This is a genomic window from Thioclava sp. 'Guangxiensis', from assembly GCF_045348365.1.
GTDB lineage: Bacteria > Pseudomonadota > Alphaproteobacteria > Rhodobacterales > Rhodobacteraceae > Thioclava > Thioclava kandeliae.
Genome location: NZ_CP155823.1, coordinates 464299 through 482272, shown reverse-complemented (window position 1 = coordinate 482272; position 17974 = coordinate 464299). Strand labels below are relative to the sequence as shown.

The 17974-nt window shown below is 63.8% G+C and carries 15 protein-coding genes and 1 riboswitch; of the genes, 9 read left to right on the top strand and 6 right to left on the bottom strand.

The features are described from left to right. Nucleotides 1-7: 7 nt before the first annotated feature. The gene (locus ABEB22_RS15700) at nucleotides 8-913 is read right to left on the bottom strand and encodes a LysR substrate-binding domain-containing protein (protein ID WP_339114579.1); all 906 of its coding nucleotides are present in this window, start codon (nucleotides 911-913) and stop codon (nucleotides 8-10) included. Nucleotides 914-1114: 201 nt separating this feature from the next. Here ABEB22_RS15700 and ABEB22_RS15695 point away from each other — a divergent pair, with 201 nt between their 5' ends. Then, nucleotides 1115-2395, top strand: a complete 1281-nt coding sequence (locus ABEB22_RS15695) for an FAD-binding oxidoreductase (protein ID WP_349295355.1) — start codon at nucleotides 1115-1117, stop codon at nucleotides 2393-2395. Between the two features lie 49 nt (nucleotides 2396-2444). Here the strand turns inward: ABEB22_RS15695 and ABEB22_RS15690 are convergent, their stop codons facing one another. The 4 genes from ABEB22_RS15690 to ABEB22_RS15675 all read right to left on the bottom strand — a co-directional run bounded on the left by ABEB22_RS15690 (nucleotide 2445) and on the right by ABEB22_RS15675 (nucleotide 6447). After that, the gene (locus ABEB22_RS15690) at nucleotides 2445-3959 is read right to left on the bottom strand and encodes an amidase family protein (RefSeq protein ID WP_349295354.1); all 1515 of its coding nucleotides are present in this window, start codon (nucleotides 3957-3959) and stop codon (nucleotides 2445-2447) included. Then, a complete protein-coding gene (locus tag ABEB22_RS15685; RefSeq protein WP_349295353.1) occupies nucleotides 3956-5230 on the bottom strand; it encodes a D-serine ammonia-lyase in 1275 nt (424 codons plus the stop codon). Before ABEB22_RS15685 ends, ABEB22_RS15690 begins: the two co-directional genes overlap by 4 nt. Before the next feature lie 135 nt (nucleotides 5231-5365). Further along, nucleotides 5366-5563 carry a hypothetical protein gene (locus ABEB22_RS15680; protein ID WP_339114575.1) on the bottom strand — a complete coding sequence of 66 codons (198 nt, stop codon included), beginning with the start codon at nucleotides 5561-5563 and terminating at the stop codon, nucleotides 5366-5368. A gap of 140 nt (nucleotides 5564-5703) precedes the next feature. Then, nucleotides 5704-6447: a Crp/Fnr family transcriptional regulator gene (locus tag ABEB22_RS15675; protein WP_339114574.1), complete on the bottom strand. Its 744-nt coding sequence runs from the start codon at nucleotides 6445-6447 to the stop codon at nucleotides 5704-5706. A 521-nt stretch (nucleotides 6448-6968) separates the two neighbouring features. Next, nucleotides 6969-7072: riboswitch (guanidine-I (ykkC/yxkD leader) on the top strand. A gap of 134 nt (nucleotides 7073-7206) precedes the next feature. Between ABEB22_RS15675 and ABEB22_RS15670 the strand changes: the two genes are divergently transcribed. The 8 genes from ABEB22_RS15670 (at nucleotide 7207) to ABEB22_RS15635 (ending at nucleotide 16988) form a co-directional block, all read left to right on the top strand. Further along, nucleotides 7207-8223: a putative urea ABC transporter substrate-binding protein gene (locus tag ABEB22_RS15670; RefSeq protein ID WP_349295825.1), complete on the top strand. Its 1017-nt coding sequence runs from the start codon at nucleotides 7207-7209 to the stop codon at nucleotides 8221-8223. Between the two features lie 12 nt (nucleotides 8224-8235). Beyond that, on the top strand, nucleotides 8236-9048 hold the full coding sequence (locus tag ABEB22_RS15665; RefSeq protein ID WP_349295352.1) for an ABC transporter permease subunit: 813 nt from the start codon (nucleotides 8236-8238) through the stop codon (nucleotides 9046-9048). Continuing rightward, nucleotides 9045-9896, top strand: coding sequence for an ABC transporter ATP-binding protein (locus tag ABEB22_RS15660; RefSeq protein WP_349295351.1), 852 nt, complete (start codon nucleotides 9045-9047; stop codon nucleotides 9894-9896). Before ABEB22_RS15665 ends, ABEB22_RS15660 begins: the two co-directional genes overlap by 4 nt. Further along, nucleotides 9877-10674 (top strand): urea amidolyase associated protein UAAP1, encoded by a 798-nt coding sequence (locus ABEB22_RS15655; RefSeq protein ID WP_349295824.1) that lies wholly within the window; start codon nucleotides 9877-9879, stop codon nucleotides 10672-10674. The genes ABEB22_RS15660 and ABEB22_RS15655 overlap by 20 nt, the downstream gene beginning before the upstream one ends. Before the next feature lie 10 nt (nucleotides 10675-10684). After that, nucleotides 10685-11290 carry an urea amidolyase associated protein UAAP2 gene (locus tag ABEB22_RS15650; protein WP_349295350.1) on the top strand — a complete coding sequence of 202 codons (606 nt, stop codon included), beginning with the start codon at nucleotides 10685-10687 and terminating at the stop codon, nucleotides 11288-11290. A 5-nt stretch (nucleotides 11291-11295) separates the two neighbouring features. Further along, nucleotides 11296-14805 (top strand): urea carboxylase, encoded by a 3510-nt coding sequence (gene uca / locus ABEB22_RS15645; protein ID WP_349295349.1) that lies wholly within the window; start codon nucleotides 11296-11298, stop codon nucleotides 14803-14805. Beyond that, the gene (gene atzF / locus ABEB22_RS15640) at nucleotides 14805-16589 is read left to right on the top strand and encodes an allophanate hydrolase (protein WP_349295348.1); all 1785 of its coding nucleotides are present in this window, start codon (nucleotides 14805-14807) and stop codon (nucleotides 16587-16589) included. The genes uca and atzF overlap by 1 nt, the downstream gene beginning before the upstream one ends. Before the next feature lie 81 nt (nucleotides 16590-16670). Further along, nucleotides 16671-16988: a multidrug efflux SMR transporter gene (locus ABEB22_RS15635; protein ID WP_339114568.1), complete on the top strand. Its 318-nt coding sequence runs from the start codon at nucleotides 16671-16673 to the stop codon at nucleotides 16986-16988. On the opposite strand, the gene speB is transcribed toward ABEB22_RS15635, so the two are convergent. After that, nucleotides 16985-17941 carry an agmatinase gene (speB, locus tag ABEB22_RS15630; protein ID WP_349295347.1) on the bottom strand — a complete coding sequence of 319 codons (957 nt, stop codon included), beginning with the start codon at nucleotides 17939-17941 and terminating at the stop codon, nucleotides 16985-16987. The genes ABEB22_RS15635 and speB overlap by 4 nt on opposite strands. Nucleotides 17942-17974: the final 33 nt, after the last annotated feature.

Genomic DNA, 17974 nt, shown 5'->3' with positions numbered 1-17974 from the left:
GGCTGCATCAGGGCGTTGCAGGCCCATGCGGGCGGGCCTTGAGATCTGTTTCGAGAAAGCGGATCAGGGTCTTCAAGGGCACTGAGGGTTCGATATCAGCGGGCCAGGCCAGATAGTAGCGGCTTGCACGATCCTGAAAGGTCGCGCCCATACGGATCAGGCTACCCTGCGCGATCTCGGGTTCGGCAAGGAAGTCGGGCAGGAGGGCCAGTCCCATGCCCGATCTGGCCGCATGGGCCAGTGACAGGAATTGGTCGAAGAGTGGTCCGCGCAGATGTCCGGGCGGGATATCGTGATCTGCAAACCAGCTCTCCCACGCTCCCGGACGGCTGGCCAGATGCAGAAGCGGCCTCTCCAGAAGATCCCGAGGCTGCGCGGGGGGCGACATTGTTGTTCCGCCCACCGGGACCAGCCGGTTTTCGGCCAAAGGCAGCCTCGCCAGACCATCGGCATCGGCAAGCCCGAAGAGGATGGCTGCATCGAAGGGTTCGGTTGCGAAATTGACAGGATGGTTGCGCGTGGACTGGTTGATATGGAGCGCGGGATGTATCGCGGCAAACCGCGCGAGGCGCGGGGCCAGCCAGTGCAACCCGAATGTCAGTGGCACGGCCAGAGACAGGCTGTCCTGATCGCCTGCGGCCCGCAGGCTGAGGCTGGCCTGTGCCAGCGTGTCAAGACAGTCGCGAACGGCGCGGGCATAGCTCTGTCCGGCGGAGGTCAGGCCCAGCCTTTTGCCCTCGCGCAGGAACAGTTTCACGCCCAGCTGCTCTTCCAGCACCCGCAACTGGCGGCTCACGGCCGAATGGGTCAGGTCCAGATCCTGCGCCGCCGCCACCGCCGTGCCCAGCCGGTCCACGGCTTCGAGGGCGCGCAGGCTGCTCATGGTCGGCAGAAACCGTCTGGGGATCGACATGTGACAAAAGCTCCAAGTGATGTGCCATCAAATCACTTTTCCAAGGGAAAGGGCTAGGGCAATATTTCAACAATACCTCATTGATACCCCTATCCCGCTTCTCGGGTGGATATCCGATGTTGGATTTTTACGCAAAGCCCGGGCCTGTGCTCCATTGGCCGCCTTTTCCTCATCCCTGTCTTCCCTGCTGCGAGGCTCCACATGCACACGCCCAGCAATCTCTGGCACCTGACCTGCGCCGAACAGATCTCTCCCGACCGTCTTCTGGCGGATGCGGAGGTCGATCTGGCGGTGATCGGAGGCGGATTTACCGGCTGCTCGGCCGCGCTGGAGGCCGCCCGCGCGGGGGCCTCGGTGATCGTGCTCGAGGCCGAGACCCTTGCCCATGGTGGCGCGGGGCGCAATGTCGGGCTGGTCAATGCCGGGCTCTGGCTGCCGCCCGAGGAGGTGGTGGCGCAGCTGGGCGAGGCCATGGGCCGGCGCTTGATCGAGGCGCTCGGGCGCGGCCCCGAAACGGTTTTCTCCCGCATCAGGGAATTCGGCATCGAGTGCGAGGCGGCGCAGAACGGCACCCTGCATCTGGCCCATGCTCCAGGCGGGGTCAGGGATCTGAAGAACCGCTTCCGGCAGGGCACCGGTTTCGGCGCGCCGCTGCGTCTGCTCGACCGCGAGGAAACCGCGCGGCGGACGGGAAGTTCCGCCTTTCATGCCGCGCTTCTCGATCCGCGTGCGGGCACATTGCAGCCGCGCGCCTATTGTCTGGGTTTGGCCCGTGCGGCAATCGCCGCGGGCGCGCGGATCTGCCAGCGGACACCGGTGACGGGGGTCGAGCGGGCGGGCGGGCGGTGGCATGTGCAGGCCGGAGGGCATCGGGTGAGCGCCGCCCGTCTTCTGGTGGCGACAAATGCCTATCACCAGCTGGCTGAAGGGGCCTATGCGCCGGAATATGTCGTGGTGAGTTATTGCCAGTTCGCCACTGCGCCGCTGCCGCCCGATCAGCGCCAGCGGATCCTTGCGGGGCGCGAGGGGTGCTGGGATACGGCTATGGTGATGTCCTCGATCCGCACCGACGCGCAGGGACGGCTGATTATCGGTGGCATGGGCAATACCGAAGGTCCGGCGGCCATGATCCACGAAAGCTGGGCGCGGCGCAAATTGCGTCATCTCTATCCGGAGCTAGCCGATCTTCCTTTCGAGCATCAATGGCGCGGGCGCATCGCGATGACCCGCGACCATATCCCGAAAGTGGTCGCGTTCGGTCCCGATGCCTATGCGGTGTTCGGCTATTCGGGGCGCGGGATCTGTCCGGGCACCGTGATCGGCACAGCCGCCGCGCAGGCGCTGCTGGGGGCGGGGGAGGCGGCGCTGCCCCTGCCGGTCCACCAAGCCTATTCCGAGCGGTTCAAATCCGTCGCGGGCGCCTATGTCGAATTCGGCGCAGCCCTGACCCATGCGCTTCGGCCGGGCCTTCTGGGGGCGTGATCGGCGGATACTCTGGCGCCGGACGAGGTGTCCGGCGCCAAGGCGCGTCTCATTCAAAGGAAAGGAACCCCTCCACCTCTCTCAACGCCGGAGCACGGGCGAGAGCAGCCAGATCGGGACCATGCGGCGCAAACGCCGGTAAGCCTGCGATGACCGCCTCCAGCTCGGCGGCAACCGCAAGCACCCCCAGATCATCATGCCGCTTGCCGACGATCTGCAGACCGAAGGGCATGCCATTGGCATCAAATCCGCAGGGAATGGTGATCGAGGGGTGGCCTGCAAGGGTCGAGGCGTAGGCCATCGCGAGCCAGTGATAATAGCTCTTGGTGGGCTGGCCGTCGATCTCCTTGGGGTAAAGCTCGTGCCAGTCGCGCGGGCTGATGGTGACGGCGGGGGTCAGCAGATAGTCGTGATGCTCGAAGAAGATCTGCCAGCGGCGGTAGAAATTGCCCTGCGCCGTCAGCGCCTGCGCGACATCCTCTGCCGAATAGCGGCGGCCTTCGGCCACATTGTCATGGACATTGGGCCCGCACAGTTCGGGCGTCGCATCCACATGCGCGCCGAGCCCGAGAAACTGGAGCGCCCTGAGCACCGAGAAGATGCGGTCGGCGTCATGGCAGTCAGGATGGGCATGACGGGTCTCGCCGAAGGCGGGGCCGATCTGCGCCATGGCTTTGGCGAACTGCGCGCGCACGATCCCCTCGACGGGCGCGAAGCCGTAATCCTCGCTGATGGCGATCTTCAGCGATGACAGGTCGCGCCGGGGCAGGGTGGCAAAATCGAGCGGGTTCCACAGAGTCTGGCCGTTGTGTAGGATGGTATAGGGATCGCGTCCGTCGGGACGTGCCATCACCGCCAGCATCAGCCCGACATCGGCCACCGACCGCGCCATCGGACCTGCGGTGGGCAGTGGGATCAATGCCGTTGCCCGCCCCGGTCCGGGCACCACACCGGGGCTGGGGCGGTAGCCTACCACGCCGCAGAAGGCGGCCGGATTGCGCAGGCTGCCGCCGGTATCCGAGCCTGTGGCCAGCGGCGCATAGCCACAGGCCAGCGCCACCGCGGAGCCGCCCGACGAGCCCGCACAGGAGCGCGTGACGTCATAGGGGTTGGCGGTCACTCCGTAGACGCGGTTGCGGGTATTGCCGCCCGCGCTCCATTCGGGGTTGTTGAGCTTGCCCAAGGGGCTGGCCCCCGCCGCCCGCATCGCGGCAACGATCGGATCATCCTTGACCGCGATATTGTCGGCGTAGATCTCCGAGCCGAAGGTGGTCGGCAGACCTTTGACATCGATCATGTCCTTCACGCCGAAGGGCAAGCCGTGCAGAAGACCCAGAGGCGCGCCTTCCATCACCGCGGTCTCGGCGCGGCGGGCATCGTCCAGAAGCCCTTCGAAATTGCGCGCGACCACGGCATTGACGGCATGATCGAGCGTCTCGATCCGTGCGATACAGGCCTCGGCCAGTTCCACGGGAGACAGTTGCTTGCGCGCGATCAGACGACGGGCTTCGCTCGCGCCCAGATCGGCGGGGTCGGTTGCAACGATGCGGGGATGGGTGGTCATGATCTGTCCTGTAAATGCTTGGAAATTGCGCGTCCGCGAACGATGAAATCCTGATACTGGTCTTCGGGCACGAAGGCGCCGCCGGTGGTCCAGACCAGATGGACGATATTTTGGGCGGCTTCCGGGGTGAGATGTCTGGCAAGGAAGGCGCGACCTTCCTCGGTGGTCTCCAGCATGGCAGGACCAGCAAAGCCCGAGGCGGCAGAGGGCTCGAGCCGGAAGCCATGATCGGCCATGCGGGCCAGATCGCATAGCAGGCGGTCATCATCTACCGTGATCACACCGGCCAGCCGTGTGTGCATGGCATGGGCGACAAGCCCCGACATGGTGGCCACGGCCATGCCATCGGCCTCGGTGCGGTTGCTCAGGCCGACTTCATAGACATCGGTCGCGCGCGCGAGACCCGCGCGCATCTGCACCAGCGCCGAGGGGGCCTGCACCGGCTCCATGAAGAAGGCATGGACATCAGGGCCGAAAACGGCGCGGGCCCCATAGGCGATCCCGCCCGGTGCGCCACCGATCCCGCAGGGCAGGTAGAGGACCAGAGGGCGGTCCGGCCCGATCTCTATCCCCGCCTTTGCCAGCTGTCTCTGCAATTCCCGCGCCGCTGCGCTATAGCCACGAAACAAGAGTTCGGAGGCCTCGTCATCGACGAAATGGGTCAGCGGATCATTGGCGGCAATATTGCGCGCCGCCGCGACGGCGGCGCTGTAATCGCTGTCATGCTGCACCACCTCGACACCCAGATCGCGCAGGCGCTGCACCTTCCACGCTTTGGCATCATGTGACATGTGCACGGTGGTCTGATAGCCCAGAGCCCGCGCGGCGATCCCAACACTGAGCCCCAGATTGCCGGTGGAGCCCACGGCGATCCGCCGCTGCGCAAAGAACGCCCGAGCCTCCGGCTTTGCCAGCGTGGCGATGTCCCCATCCGGTGAGAGGAGCCCCGCGGCGCGGGCCTGCGTGCGGGCCGTCACCAGCACTTCGAAGAGGCCTCCACGGGCCTTGACCGAGCCCGCCACCGGCAGATCATGATCGCATTTGATCCAGAGCGCGTCTCCCAGTCCGGCAGCGGCGCCGCTGCGCAAGTCCGAGCGGATCGTGCCGGAGGTCTCGGGCCAGAGGGCGGCGATCAGGGGCGCAAGCTCTGCCCAATCGGCCACCGCCCGCGCAAGCCCTGCGCGGGCCTCGTCATCTCCGTCCGGCTGATAGGACGGGTTGCACCATAAAAGCGGCTGCGCCTCTTTCAACCGTGTCTCGAACTCGTCCATCCTGTCCCTGCCTGCCACCTGTCTTCGGGGAGGAGGATAAACATGCAGTTTCGGATTACCAGAGCATGCTCAGGATAAAACGTCACTGCGGGTGCTGTTGCCCTGAAACGGGCAGCAGCCTTTAACGCGAGGCCCTCAACGCGAGGAATGCAGGCTGTCGCGCAAGGATTTGAGTTGGGTCTCGATCTGTTCGACGGCCTCGTCGATCACATCGAAACACTGCATGGCGTTTTCGGGGCTGCGATGGGCGATCGAACTGGCGGATTTGACTTTCTGAAGCGCATTGCCCAGATCATGGAACGCCTGATCCATGTCGTTTGATGATAGTTCCATTCTACCTCCCCAAGGTAGTCCGGCAGGCAGCGCCCGTCGTAATACTCTGTAAAAATAAAAATAAGCCAAGCAGTGACCTTAGCCATGCCTACAAGACGGCCTAACACAGATCATGAAACTAAACCTGATGTCAACTCGTGTCAGGCGCGGACAGGCTCGGGGAGGTTCTGGTAGAGATAGCCCATATCGAACTGGGCGAGGGCGGCCAGCCCTTCGGCGTCAAGAATGGTGATCTTCTTGCGCGAGATATCGGCCAGACCCTGTTCGCGCAGTTTGCGCACCACGCGATTCATATGCACGGGGGTGGTGCCGCAGGTTTCGGCCAACTCGGTCTGGGTCAGCGGGAAGGCGAAGCTGTTATGCTCGATCGCGGCCACCGCTTTGAGGCGGGCATGCACCTCGGTGATCAGATGCGCAAGGCAGCCATCGGCCGAAAGGCTCTGCAGTTTGGCGATCCATTCGCGGTGGATCGCGGCGTCCAGATGCGAGGCGAACCACAGGTGTCGCGCCAGTTTCGGCTCGCGTGTCATTACCACATCCAGATTGACATGGGAGACATAGCCCACGCGGGCGGTGCCGAAGGTCATCAGGTCGTGGTCGATCTTTTTCAGCGCATAGCTGTGCAAATCGACGAAATCTCCGGGCACATGGATGGAGATGATCTGGCGTTTGCCGTCACGCTCGTTGACACGAGCGACGAAACCTTCGATCAGGAATGTGCTGCGCTGGGTCACCGACCCGCGCGTCAGGATTTTCTCGCCATGCCCCAGCTGGCACACATCCTGCACCAGATCCTCCATCACGGATTTCTCGTTACGGCTCATGCTGTCACGCACGCGGCCTTTGAGAAAGCGCCATGTATTCGGATAGGTTTCACTCGACATATAGATCACATCGCCCGATCAGGAATAAGCTTACTCGAAAACCAACCAGACGCTTGGAATGTTCCCGCTAAACGGGATCAGGAAACGGCAGGCGGTCTGGATATCGTCCAACTTAACAAATGATAATGTGACGCGGTCTCAAGCCTGTCCGGGCATTCCTGACAAAAAAAGGCGACGACTTACGGGCGAATATTGATTTCAGATCATGTAAGCTGACTTAACCGCGCGGCTTCGGGCCTGTTTGGCGAGAGCGGGTGCGATGCCTGCAAAAGGGGCCGCCCGTCGGCTGCGCCTCGCGCGTGGCAGAATGTTTCTCCGGTTCTGCCGGACCGGTCTACGCTGCGGAACGTATGGCCCGCATATTGGCGCCCCCGTCGCTTTCTTCGCGGATCGTGTAAATATTGGGCATGTCGCCGCATTCTTGCTCTTATTTTTTGACGTTCCGGTGCAATCCTTCGGTATCTTGCGGCTCTGGCCTGCGGGCGTTGACGCGGAGAAATGCCTGCTGCTAGCAATCTACAGGAGTTGGCCGCTAGGGTTCCGGCAGAGATGCGTCTGGTCCGAGAGCAGCCACCGGCGGGGAGACATCCCGTTCGGCACACGGCGGGATAAAAGCCCGGGAGACCTCGTCCAGCCAAGGGATTGGCGGAACGTGGTTTCGTACGTCCCTTATGCAACATGATGAATGTAAAGGAACGAGCCATGATTACTCGCCGTGGACTAATGCTGTCTTCCGCCACCACCCTGATTGCCACCCTGATGGCCACCGCCCCTCTGCAGGCGCAGACCAAACCCTCCTTCAAGGTCGCTTGGTCGATCTATGCGGGCTGGATGCCGTGGGGCTATGCGCAGGATAGCGGAATCGTCCAGAAATGGGCGGATAAATACGGGATCGAGATCGAGGTCACCCAGTTTAACGACTATGTGGAATCGATGAACCAATATACTGCAGGCGCCTATGATGCGGTGACGCTGACCAATATGGACGGGCTGTCCATTCCGGCAGCAGGCGGCGTGGATACCACCGCCGTGATCGTGGGCGATTTCTCCGATGGCAATGATGCCGTGATCCTGAAGGGCAAGGACAAGCTCGAGGATATCAAGGGCGAGAGCGTCAATCTTGTCGAGTTCTCGGTGTCGGAATACCTGCTGAATCGTGGTCTGGAGACCGTGGGTCTGACGGGCCGCGATGTGAAGATCGTCAATACTGCCGATCCCGATATGGTCGGTGCCTTCCAGACGGCGGATGTGCAGGCGATGGTGACATGGAACCCGATGGTCTCGGAGATCGCCAAGCTCGATGATGCGCATATCGTGTTCGACAGCTCGAAGATCCCGGGCGAGATCCTCGATCTGATGGTGGCCAATACCGACACGCTCAAAGCGCATCCCGAATTCGGCAAGGCGCTTGCGGGGATCTGGTATGAAACCGTGGCGCTGATGACCTCGGATACGCCCGAGGGCGCCAAGGCGCGTGCCGCGATGGGCGCGGCCTCCGGCACCGATCAGGCGGGTTTCGAGGAGCAATTGGCCGCAACGCATCTCTTTGCCGATCCGGTCAAGGCGGTGAGCTTCACGCAGTCGAAAGAGATGGCCGATGGTATGGATCATGTGCGCAACTTCCTCTTCGACAAAGGCCTTCTGGGTGCGGGCGCGCCCTCAGTGGATGTGATCGGGATCGAACTCGCCGATGGCACGGTGCTGGGCGACGAAAGCAATGTGAAGCTGCGCTTCGACACGCAGTTCATGCAGGCCGCCGCCGATAACGCGCTGTAATCAGGGCCTCCCATGCGTCTCATCAACGTCAGACCCTCGCGTCGGACGGGGTTGTTTCTTGCCTGCCTGCCGTTCATCGCCCTGCTTGTCGCCTATGCGATCGGCTCGGCGGTGCGGCTCGAGGCCAACCCCGCCGACAAGCTCTTGCCCGGTTTCCAGACGATCGCCGATGCGGTCAATACCTATGCCTTTACCCAAGACCGGCGCACCGGCGACTATCTCCTATGGGCCGATACGCAAGCCAGCCTGACCCGCCTTGGTTCGGGGCTGGGGATCGCCACGGCCATCGCGCTCGTTGTGGGCGTGGCGCAGGGCGTGCTGCCACTGGCGCGGGCCGCCCTTGCGCCGCTCGTAGGCTTTATCTCGATGGTGCCACCTCTGGCGCTTCTGCCGGTGCTGTTTATCGCGCTGGGTCTGGGCGAGACCGCCAAGATCGCGCTCATCGTCATCGGCGTGACCCCCATCCTGATCCGCGATCTGGCGCTTCAGGCGGGGGCATTGCCGCGCGAGCAGATCATCAAGGCCGAGACCCTTTCGGCCTCAAGCTGGCTGATCACCCTGCGGGTCGTGCTGCCGCAGGTGCTGCCACGGCTGATCGACAGCCTGCGTTTGCAACTTGGTCCGGCCTTTCTGTTCCTCATCGCGGCCGAGGCCATCTCGGCGGATGCGGGTCTGGGTTACCGGATCTTTCTCGTGCGGCGCTATATGTCGATGGATGTGATCTTTCCCTATGTGGCATGGATCACACTTCTGGCGGTGGTGATGGATGTGGCTCTCAGCCAGCTACGGCGGCGCGCCTTCCCTTGGACGGAGATCCGCCAATGACGCAGATTTCCGTGAAAAACCTCTGGAAGGAATATGGCGAGCAGGTCGTGTTGCAGAACATCGATCTCGAGATCGCGCCGCGCTCGTTTATCGCGCTTGTGGGGCCGTCGGGCTGTGGCAAGACCACCTTTCTGCGGATGCTACTGGGCCAAGAGGGTCTGACCCGCGGCACGATCACCATTGATGGCGAGGCCCTGCCACCCGAGCCGGGGCCCGATCGGGGCGTGGTCTTCCAGCGCTATTCGGTCTTCCCGCATATGACGGTGCTGGCCAATGTGATGGCAGGCCCCGAGATGAAAGCCGCGCGCCTTTTGGGCCGGACCTTTGGCGCCACCCGCAAGCGCATTGCCGATGAGGCCCGCGCGATGCTGGCCGAGGTCGGGCTTGCGGGGGCCGAGGATAAATATCCCGCCCAGCTTTCGGGCGGAATGCAACAACGTCTGGCGCTCGCGCAGGCGCTGATGATGAAACCCAAGGTGCTTTTGCTGGACGAGCCTTTTGGCGCGCTTGATCCGGGCATCCGCACCGACATCCACAAGCTGATGAAACGGCTCTGGAACGAGGTGCCGATGAGCGTGGTGATGGTCACCCATGACATCCGTGAGGCCTTCACCCTATCGACCCGCATCATCGCCTTCGAGCGCACCCGCAACCTGCCCGAAGAACGGCTACGCTACGGCGCGACCATCACCAAGGACATCGCGATCTGGCCGCCCCGCGTGGCAGGGGCCACTTCGATCTATGATGCCGATATTTATCCCCGTCGGGACGACCCGACAGAACAGGGGCCACTGACCGGGACGACCTGGGCAAAGGAACTCTCGCATGCTGCAACACACTCCGCGTAAGCCCGAGACTATCGCTGCCGATCGCGCCCGCTATGAAGACCATCAACGCCGCGGGCTGGAGGCCGCGCCCTCTGCCATGCCGCAGCCGAGCCCGCTGCCCGCACCCGCGCCCGAAGGGGTGATCTGGGACGAGACCGTGCCGGGGGGCTGGTATTACACCGCCCGTCTGCAAAAGGGCGAGATCCTGCGCCTTCAGGCCAACGGGCTCGGTGCCTCGGCCTCTTTTGCGGCATGGCGCGAGGGTGATGTGACCGAACGCCAGAACCTGCCCGATACCTGCAAGCTGCAATGGACGACGGATCTGAAAAAGGGCCGCGTGGTATTTTCCGATATGGGCCGCGTGCTCTATTCGATTGTCGAGGATAGCGCGGGCGCCAATGATGCGCTCTCGGGCGGCATGCCCGCCCGCGCGCCGTTTACGCCGGCCTTCCGCTCGACCCGCGAGAATATGATCCTCGCGCTGGCCAAGCTGGGTCTGGGCAAGCGCGACCTTCCTGCGCTTCTGACCTTCTTCGCGCCGGTGCGTGTGGATGACAGGGGCCAGTTCTTCTGGAACGAAAGCCTGCTGTCGGGGCAGGACTGGGTCGAGCTGCGCGCCGAGGAAGACATGATCTATGCGCTCTCCAATACCCGCCATCCGCTGGACCCGACGACGGGTCCGGATGTTCCCGCATTGACGGTGACGCGCATGACCGCGCGCGCTGTCCAACAGGACGACCTGTGCCGCAACGCCACCGCCGAAGCCATCCGTGGCTTTGAAAACAACGCTCGCGCCTGAGGTCTTCCCGATGCAAAACGAACAACAGATCCATGATATCCCCGCAAACCGCCCGTGGTCCGGTCTGGTTAAAAAGGGCCAGACGATCCGCATCATCGACAGCTATGGCCAGCAGGCCATCGACACGATCTTCTATGCAGCGGGTGACCATTCCGAGCGTTATTCCTCGCAAGACACCATGCGCGAGCAGAATGGCGCCTATATCACCCGTGGCACCAGGCTGATCTCGTCGGAGGGGCGCGTCATGCTGACCGTGGTCGATGATACCTCGGGGCGCCATGACACGAATGCGGGCTGCTGCTCGCGCGAGAGCAATACCGTGCGTTTCGGCCACGAGACATCCTATCAGCATGCCTGCCGCGAGAATTTCATTCTGGAGCTGTCGAAATACGGTATGGACAAGCGCGACATCGTGCCGAACCTGAATTTCTTCATGAATGTGCCGATTTCGCAGAACGGATCGATGACGATTGATGACGGCATCTCGGCTCCCGGCGATTACGTCGAGATGAAGGCCGAGATGGATGTGCTTTGCGTCATCTCCAACTGCCCGCAGATCAACAATCCCTGCAACGGCTTCGATCCGACGCCGATCCGCGTTGTGATCGGGGAGTAAGGGCCATGTTCGACAAGGTGCTAGTTGCCAACCGTGGCGAGATCGCGCTGCGGATTATCAAGACGTTGCGCAAGATGGGGGTGGCCTCGGTGGCCGTCTATTCCGATGCCGACCGTTTCGCGCCCCATGTGTCTGCCGCCGATGAGGCGGTCCGTCTGGGGCCGCCTGCGGCCTCGGAAAGCTATCTGCAGATCGATACCGTGATCGAGGCCTGCCTTGCCACGGGCGCGCAGGCCGTCCATCCGGGCTACGGGTTCCTGAGCGAGAACCTCGAGTTCTCGCGCAAGCTGGCGGAGCATGGCATCCGTCTGATCGGCCCGCGTCCCGAGCATGTGGAGGCTTTCGGTCTCAAACATACCGCCCGCGATCTGGCTAGGGCGGCGGGTGTGCCGCTTTTGCCCGGATCGGGGCTTCTGTCGGGGCTTGATGAGGCGCTCACCGAGGCCACCGGTGTGGGCTATCCGGTGATGCTGAAATCGACGGCTGGCGGTGGCGGCATCGGTATGCAGCTATGTGCCGATGAGGCGGCGCTGAGCGCGGCCTATGCGTCGGTCGAGCGGATGGCAGGGGCGAGCTTTGGCGATGCGCGACTTTATCTGGAACGTTTCGTGGGCCATGCCCGCCATGTCGAGGTGCAGATCTTCGGCAATGGTCAGGGCCGTGTGGTGGCTTTGGGCGAGCGCGACTGCTCGCTCCAGCGCCGCAACCAGAAGGTCATCGAGGAGACCCCCGCACCGCATCTGCGCGATGAGGTCCGCGCGCGGCTGCTACAGGCTGCCCGCGATCTCTGTGCCTCGGTGGATTATGCTTCGGCGGGGACGGTCGAATTTATCTATGACTCTGCCCGCGAAGAGTTCTACTTCCTCGAAGTCAACACCCGTCTTCAGGTCGAGCACCCTGTGACAGAGGCCGTGCTCGGCATTGATCTGGTCGAATGGATGGTGCGTCAGGCGGCGGGCGAGGACCCGATCCCCGCGCAGCTGCCCGTCCCCCAAGGCGCCGCTTTCGAGGCGCGGCTCTATGCCGAGATGCCCCATGCCGGTTTCCGCCCCTCGGCGGGATTGCTGACCGAGGTCCGCTTTTCCGAAAAGGCCCGCAATGATGGCTGGATTGCCACCGGCACCGAGGTCACGCCCTTCTATGATCCGATGCTGGCCAAGGTGATCGTGCATGGCGCGACCCGCGAAGACGCGCTTTCCAAGCTGCAGGAGGCGCTGGCCGAAACGCGCGTCGCAGGAATCGAGACCAACCTCCATTATCTGCGCGCCATTGCCGCCTCCGACCTGTTGGGCTCGGGGAAGGTCGAGACCCGTGCGCTGGATACGTTCGGGTTTACCCCCGCGGTGATCGAGGTTCTGGCACCCGGTGCGCAGTCGTCCATTCAGGAACTGCCCGGACGCGTGGGGATGTGGGGCGTGGGCGTGCCGCCTTCGGGGCCGATGGATGCCCGCAGCCACCGCAACGCAAACCGCCTCCTTGGCAACCCGCCCGATACCACCACGCTGGAGCTGACCGTCAACGGCCCGACCCTGCGCTTTCTGACCGAGACCCGCGTGGCTCTGGCAGGGGCAAAGATGGCGATGGTGCTCGACGGTGCGCCTGTCGAGGGGCCGGTGGTCGATATTTCCGCGGGTGCGACACTGGCGATTGGCACGATTAGCGGCGCTGGCCAGCGCGCCTATCTGGCCGTCGCGGGCGGGTTTGCCGCGCCCGAGGTGCTGGGCTCGCGCGCGACCTTTGCCCTGGGCAAGTTCGGGGGCCATGCGACGGGCGTTCTAAAGACCGGTGATACGCTCCATATCGGCGCGGCTCGGGGCGAACCCGAGGCGCTGGAGCCCGCCGATCTGACCCATGAGTGGGAGCTGTCGGTGGTCTTTGGCCCGCATGGTGCGCCGGATTTCTTCCGCGAGAGCGATATCGAGACACTGTTTTCCACCGCTTATGAGGTGCATTTCAACTCGGCGCGCACCGGTGTGCGGCTGATCGGCCCCGCACCCGATTGGGCGCGCCCAGATGGCGGTGAGGCGGGGCTGCATCCGTCGAATATCCACGACAATGCCTATGCGATCGGCGCGATCGATTTCACCGGTGATATGCCCATTTTGCTGGGGCCGGACGGCCCGAGCCTTGGCGGGTTTGTCTGCCCTGCGGTCGTGGCCGAAGAGGACCAGTGGAAACTGGGCCAGATGCGTCCGGGCGACAGGATCCGCTTCCATGCGGCCCATCGCCCCGCAGATCCGGTGGCAGGCCCGCGGCTTGCCACGCCCAGCCTGCAAAAACTCGGTTCGCCCATTTTGGGCGAGGGGGCAGGGGATGTGCCTGTGGTCTATCGCCGTCAGGGCGATGCGAACCTGCTTGTCGAATATGGCCCGATGGCGCTCGATATCGAGCTGCGGCTGCGCGTGCAGGCGCTGATGCAGGCGGTGGTGGCCGCAGGTCTGCCGCTGCGCGACCTGACGCCGGGCATCCGGTCCCTGCAGATCCACTATGATCCGGCGCGGATTTCCCGACCCGACCTGCTGCGCGAGCTGCAGAGGATCGAGGCCAGCCTGCCGCCCGCCCATCAGATGAAGGTGCCCACCCGCACCGTCTGGCTGCCGCTGTCGTGGAAGGATCCGCAGGCGGAACTGGCGATGCGCAAATATCAGGAGCTGGTGCGCCCCAATGCGCCCTGGTGCCCCGATAACATCGAGTTCATCCGCCGGATCAACGGGCTGGAGGATGAGGCTGCCGTCAAGCGCACCATTTTTGATGCCCGCTATCTGGTGATGGGTCTGGGCGATGTCTATCTTGGCGCGCCGGTGGCCACGCCCGTGGACCCCGCGCATCGGCTCGTGACCACCAAATATAATCCCGCCCGCACCTGGACGCCGGAAAATGCCGTGGGCATCGGCGGCGCCTATATGTGCGTCTACGGGATGGAGGGGCCGGGGGGCTATCAGCTCTTTGGACGCACGATCCAGATGTGGAACACATGGCGGCGCACCAAAGCCTTTGGCGACCGCCCGTGGCTCTTGGATCATTTCGACCAGATCCGCTTCTTCGAGGTGGATCATGACGAATTGACGGAAGCCCGCGAGGCCTTCCCGCATGGGCGCTATGATGTGCGCATCGAGGAGGGCACCTTTGATTGGGCCTCTGAGAAGGCGCGGATCGACCAAGGGGCGGCTCGGACCTTCAAGGCGCGCCAGCAGGCGGCCTTTGAGACCGAGCGCCAGCGCTGGATCGACGAGGGCTTGGACCATTTCTCGGTCGATGAGGTCTTTGGTGCCGATGCGGGCGAGGTGCCCGAGGGGTGCACCGGTGTCGAAAGCCCCGTGCCCGGGAGCCTGTGGAAGTTCCTCGTGGCCCCCGGAGAGCCTGTTGCCGCAGGCCAGCCCATTGCCATCGTTGAATCGATGAAAATGGAGATCCCCGTGACCAGCCCCAGCGCGGGCCGTCTGACCGAAACCCGCACGGCCCCCGGCCGTACCGTTCATGCAGGCGATCTGCTTGCCATTGTGGAGGCCCTCTGATGCTGCCCGAATTTCTGTCCATCACCGCAATCCGCAAAGCCTATGCCAGCGGTATGACCCCCCTTGATCTGATCGAAGAGGTCATCCGCCGTTGCGATGCGTCCAAAGACCCCGCGATCTTTATCACGCGGGCCAAGGCCGAGGATCTGCGCGCGCAGGCCAAGGCGCTTGTCGCGCGGGGGCCGGAAGGCCTGCCGCTTTACGGCATCCCCTTTGCCGCCAAGGATAATATCGACGCGGTGGGCCTGCCCACCACGGCGGCCTGCCCTGATTTTGCCTATGATCCTGCGGCGGATGCCACGGTGATCGCGCGGCTTAGGGCGGCAGGTGCGATCCTGATCGGCAAGACCAATCTTGACCAGTTCGCGACGGGGCTGAATGGCTCGCGCTCGCCCTATGGCATCCCGCGCTGTGTGTTTGATGCCGATTATGTCTCGGGCGGGTCTTCCTCGGGGTCGGCAGTGGCTGTGGCCTCGGGGCTTTGTGCCTTTTCGCTGGGCACGGATACGGCGGGCTCGGGGCGGGTGCCTGCGATGTTCAACAATCTCGTGGGGCTGAAACCCTCGCCGGGGCTCGTGCCCAATACCGGCCTTGTGCCGGCCTGTGCCTCGGTCGATGTGATTACCGTTTTTGCCGGATCGGTGCCAGAGGCGGCCGAGGTGCGCGCGGTGATGGAGGGCTATGACGCGGCCGATCCCTTCTCGCGCGTGGCCAAGCCTCATGCGCTGCCTGCGCGCCCGCGGATCGGTGTGCTAGCAGGGGCGGAGCGCAATTTCTATGGCAATGCGGAGGTCGAGGCTGCCTATGACGCTGCCTGCAAACGCGCGGAGGATTTGGGGGCCGAGCTAGTGCCCTTTGACTATGCACCCTTCCGCGAGGCGGCAGCACTGCTTTATGATGGCCCATGGGTGGCCGAGCGTCTGGCCGCCGTCGAGCCTTTCCTCAAGGATCATGCCGACAGCTTCGACCCGACCGTGCGCGGCATTATCGAGGGCGCGCGTAAATATAGCGCGGTCGATGCGTTCAACGGGCTTTACCGGCTGAATGCGCTGCGTCAGAAGGTAAAGCCTGTCTGGGAGGCGGTCGATATGCTGATGCTGCCGACCTCGCCCACGCGCTGCACCGTGGCGGATATGCTAGCCGAACCGGTCAAGCGCAATAGCGAGTTCGGGCTCTATACCAATTTCGCCAACCTCTTGGGCTATGCGGCGATTGCGGTGCCCGGAGGTTTTGGTGCGTCGGGTCTGCCCACGGGCGTGCAATTCGTGGCGCCGCCCTTCAGTGATCAGGCGCTCGTGCCCTTTGCCACCGCCATGCAGAAAGCGGCTGCCTCCGGCATGGGGATCGAGCGTTCCGCAGTGCTGCCCGAGGCGGCGCCTCAGGTGCCCGAAGGCTGGCTGACCATTGCCGCCGTGGGCGCACATCTGTCGGGGATGCCCCTGAACCACGAGCTGACAGGGCCGGGCGGGATATTGCTGGAGACGACCCGCACCGCGGGCGACTACCGCCTTTATAGCCTCGCGGGCACGGTGCCGGCCAAGCCGGGTCTGGTCCGTGTGCCGAACGCCACGGGCGATGGGATCGAACTGGAACTCTGGGCACTCCCGCCCGCAGCTTTCGGCGCCTTTGTGGCGGCAATTCCCGCGCCCTTGGGGGTGGGGAAGGTGACGCTGGCCGATGGCCGCGCGGTGACCTGTTTCCTCTGCGAGGCCCATGCCACCGAGGGCGCCGAGGATATTACCGCCTTCGGCGGCTGGCGGGCATGGCGCGCTACGCAGGGATAAGGTAAAAGGCGCAGGCCGGAGGGGACGACCTCTCCGGCCGTTTTCCACCCGGGACGGCCCGATCTGACAGGAGCCAGTCATATGGCATGGATACAGCTCGCGCTTGCGGGGCTTCTCGAAATCATCTGGGCGGTCGCGATGAAGAAATCGCACGGGTTCACGATATTGGTGCCGAGTGTGGTGATGCTGGTCTCGGTGCTGGCCAGTTTCGCCATGCTGGCACTGGCGATGCGGTCGCTGCCGCTCAGCACGGCCTATGGGGTCTGGTCCGGCATCGGGGTGGTGGGCACCTTCATCCTTGGCGTTACCTTTCTGGGCGAGGAGATCAGCCCGCTCCGGCTGTTGGCCGCAGGGCTGATCATCGCAGGCATCGTGCTGATGAAACTCACCACGCCCTAACGGGCCAGCCGATGCGCCTCCGATTTCGGCAAGGCGCAGAGCATCTCGTAAAGCAGGTTCGCCGCAATCACCGCCGTATTGCCCGAAGGGTCATAGGGCGGTGAGACCTCGACCAGATCGCAGCCCACCAGATTGAGACCGGCACAGCCGCGCACGATCTCGTAGGCCTGCCATGTGCTCAGCCCGCCCGGTTCGACCGTGCCGGTGCCGGGTGCGAAAGCCGGATCGAGGCTGTCGATATCGAAAGACAGATAGACCGGCGCATCGCCCACACGGGCACGCACCTCCTCCATCAGGGGCTTCATCGACTGGTACCAGCACTCCTCGGCCTGCACCACGCGCCAGCCCTGTGCCCGCCCCCAGTCGAAATCATCCGCCGCATAGCCCGTGGCGCGCAGCCCGATCTGGGTGACGCGGTCATTGATCAGGCAACCATCCTCCCAAGCGCGGCGGAAGGGGCAGCCATGGGCTGTGGTCTCGCCAAACATCGCCTCGTTGGTGTCGGAATGCGCATCCACATGGATCAGCGCGACCGGCCCGTGCTTCTTGGCCATCGCCTTCAGGATCGGCCAAGTCAGCGTGTGATCCCCGCCCAAGGTCAGCGGGATCGCGTCATGGCTCAGCAGCGCGTGATAGTAGTCCTCGATGATCTGCACCGATTTCTTCAGATCGAATGTGTTGATCGGCACATCCCCAATATCGGCGACCTGCATCGCCTCGAAGGGGGCGGCACGGGTGGCCATGTTATAGGGCCGGATCATCCGGCTCTCGTCGCGGATCTGGCGGGGGCCGAGCCGTGTGCCTGCGCGGTTGGAGGCGCCGATATCCATCGGGATCCCCACGAAACAGGCATCGAGCCCCTGCGCGTTTTCTTGAGCGGGTAGGCGCATCATCGTGGCAGGGCCGCCGAAACGCGGCATACTGTTGCCGCCCAAGGGTTGGTTATAGGTCATGAGACTCCTCGCATATCAACCGGCAGGGCGAGC

Coding starts and splice junctions, on each gene's coding strand:
- ABEB22_RS15700 (WP_339114579.1), bottom strand. CDS start 913: ATGTCGATCCCCAGACGGTTTCTGCCGACCATGAGCAGCCTGCGCGCC.
- ABEB22_RS15695 (WP_349295355.1), top strand. CDS start 1,115: ATGCACACGCCCAGCAATCTCTGGCACCTGACCTGCGCCGAACAGATC.
- ABEB22_RS15690 (WP_349295354.1), bottom strand. CDS start 3,959: ATGACCACCCATCCCCGCATCGTTGCAACCGACCCCGCCGATCTGGGC.
- ABEB22_RS15685 (WP_349295353.1), bottom strand. CDS start 5,230: ATGGACGAGTTCGAGACACGGTTGAAAGAGGCGCAGCCGCTTTTATGG.
- ABEB22_RS15680 (WP_339114575.1), bottom strand. CDS start 5,563: ATGGAACTATCATCAAACGACATGGATCAGGCGTTCCATGATCTGGGC.
- ABEB22_RS15675 (WP_339114574.1), bottom strand. CDS start 6,447: ATGTCGAGTGAAACCTATCCGAATACATGGCGCTTTCTCAAAGGCCGC.
- ABEB22_RS15670 (WP_349295825.1), top strand. CDS start 7,207: ATGGCCACCGCCCCTCTGCAGGCGCAGACCAAACCCTCCTTCAAGGTC.
- ABEB22_RS15665 (WP_349295352.1), top strand. CDS start 8,236: ATGCGTCTCATCAACGTCAGACCCTCGCGTCGGACGGGGTTGTTTCTT.
- ABEB22_RS15660 (WP_349295351.1), top strand. CDS start 9,045: ATGACGCAGATTTCCGTGAAAAACCTCTGGAAGGAATATGGCGAGCAG.
- ABEB22_RS15650 (WP_349295350.1), top strand. CDS start 10,685: ATGCAAAACGAACAACAGATCCATGATATCCCCGCAAACCGCCCGTGG.
- uca (WP_349295349.1), top strand. CDS start 11,296: ATGTTCGACAAGGTGCTAGTTGCCAACCGTGGCGAGATCGCGCTGCGG.
- atzF (WP_349295348.1), top strand. CDS start 14,805: ATGCTGCCCGAATTTCTGTCCATCACCGCAATCCGCAAAGCCTATGCC.
- ABEB22_RS15635 (WP_339114568.1), top strand. CDS start 16,671: ATGGCATGGATACAGCTCGCGCTTGCGGGGCTTCTCGAAATCATCTGG.
- speB (WP_349295347.1), bottom strand. CDS start 17,941: ATGACCTATAACCAACCCTTGGGCGGCAACAGTATGCCGCGTTTCGGC.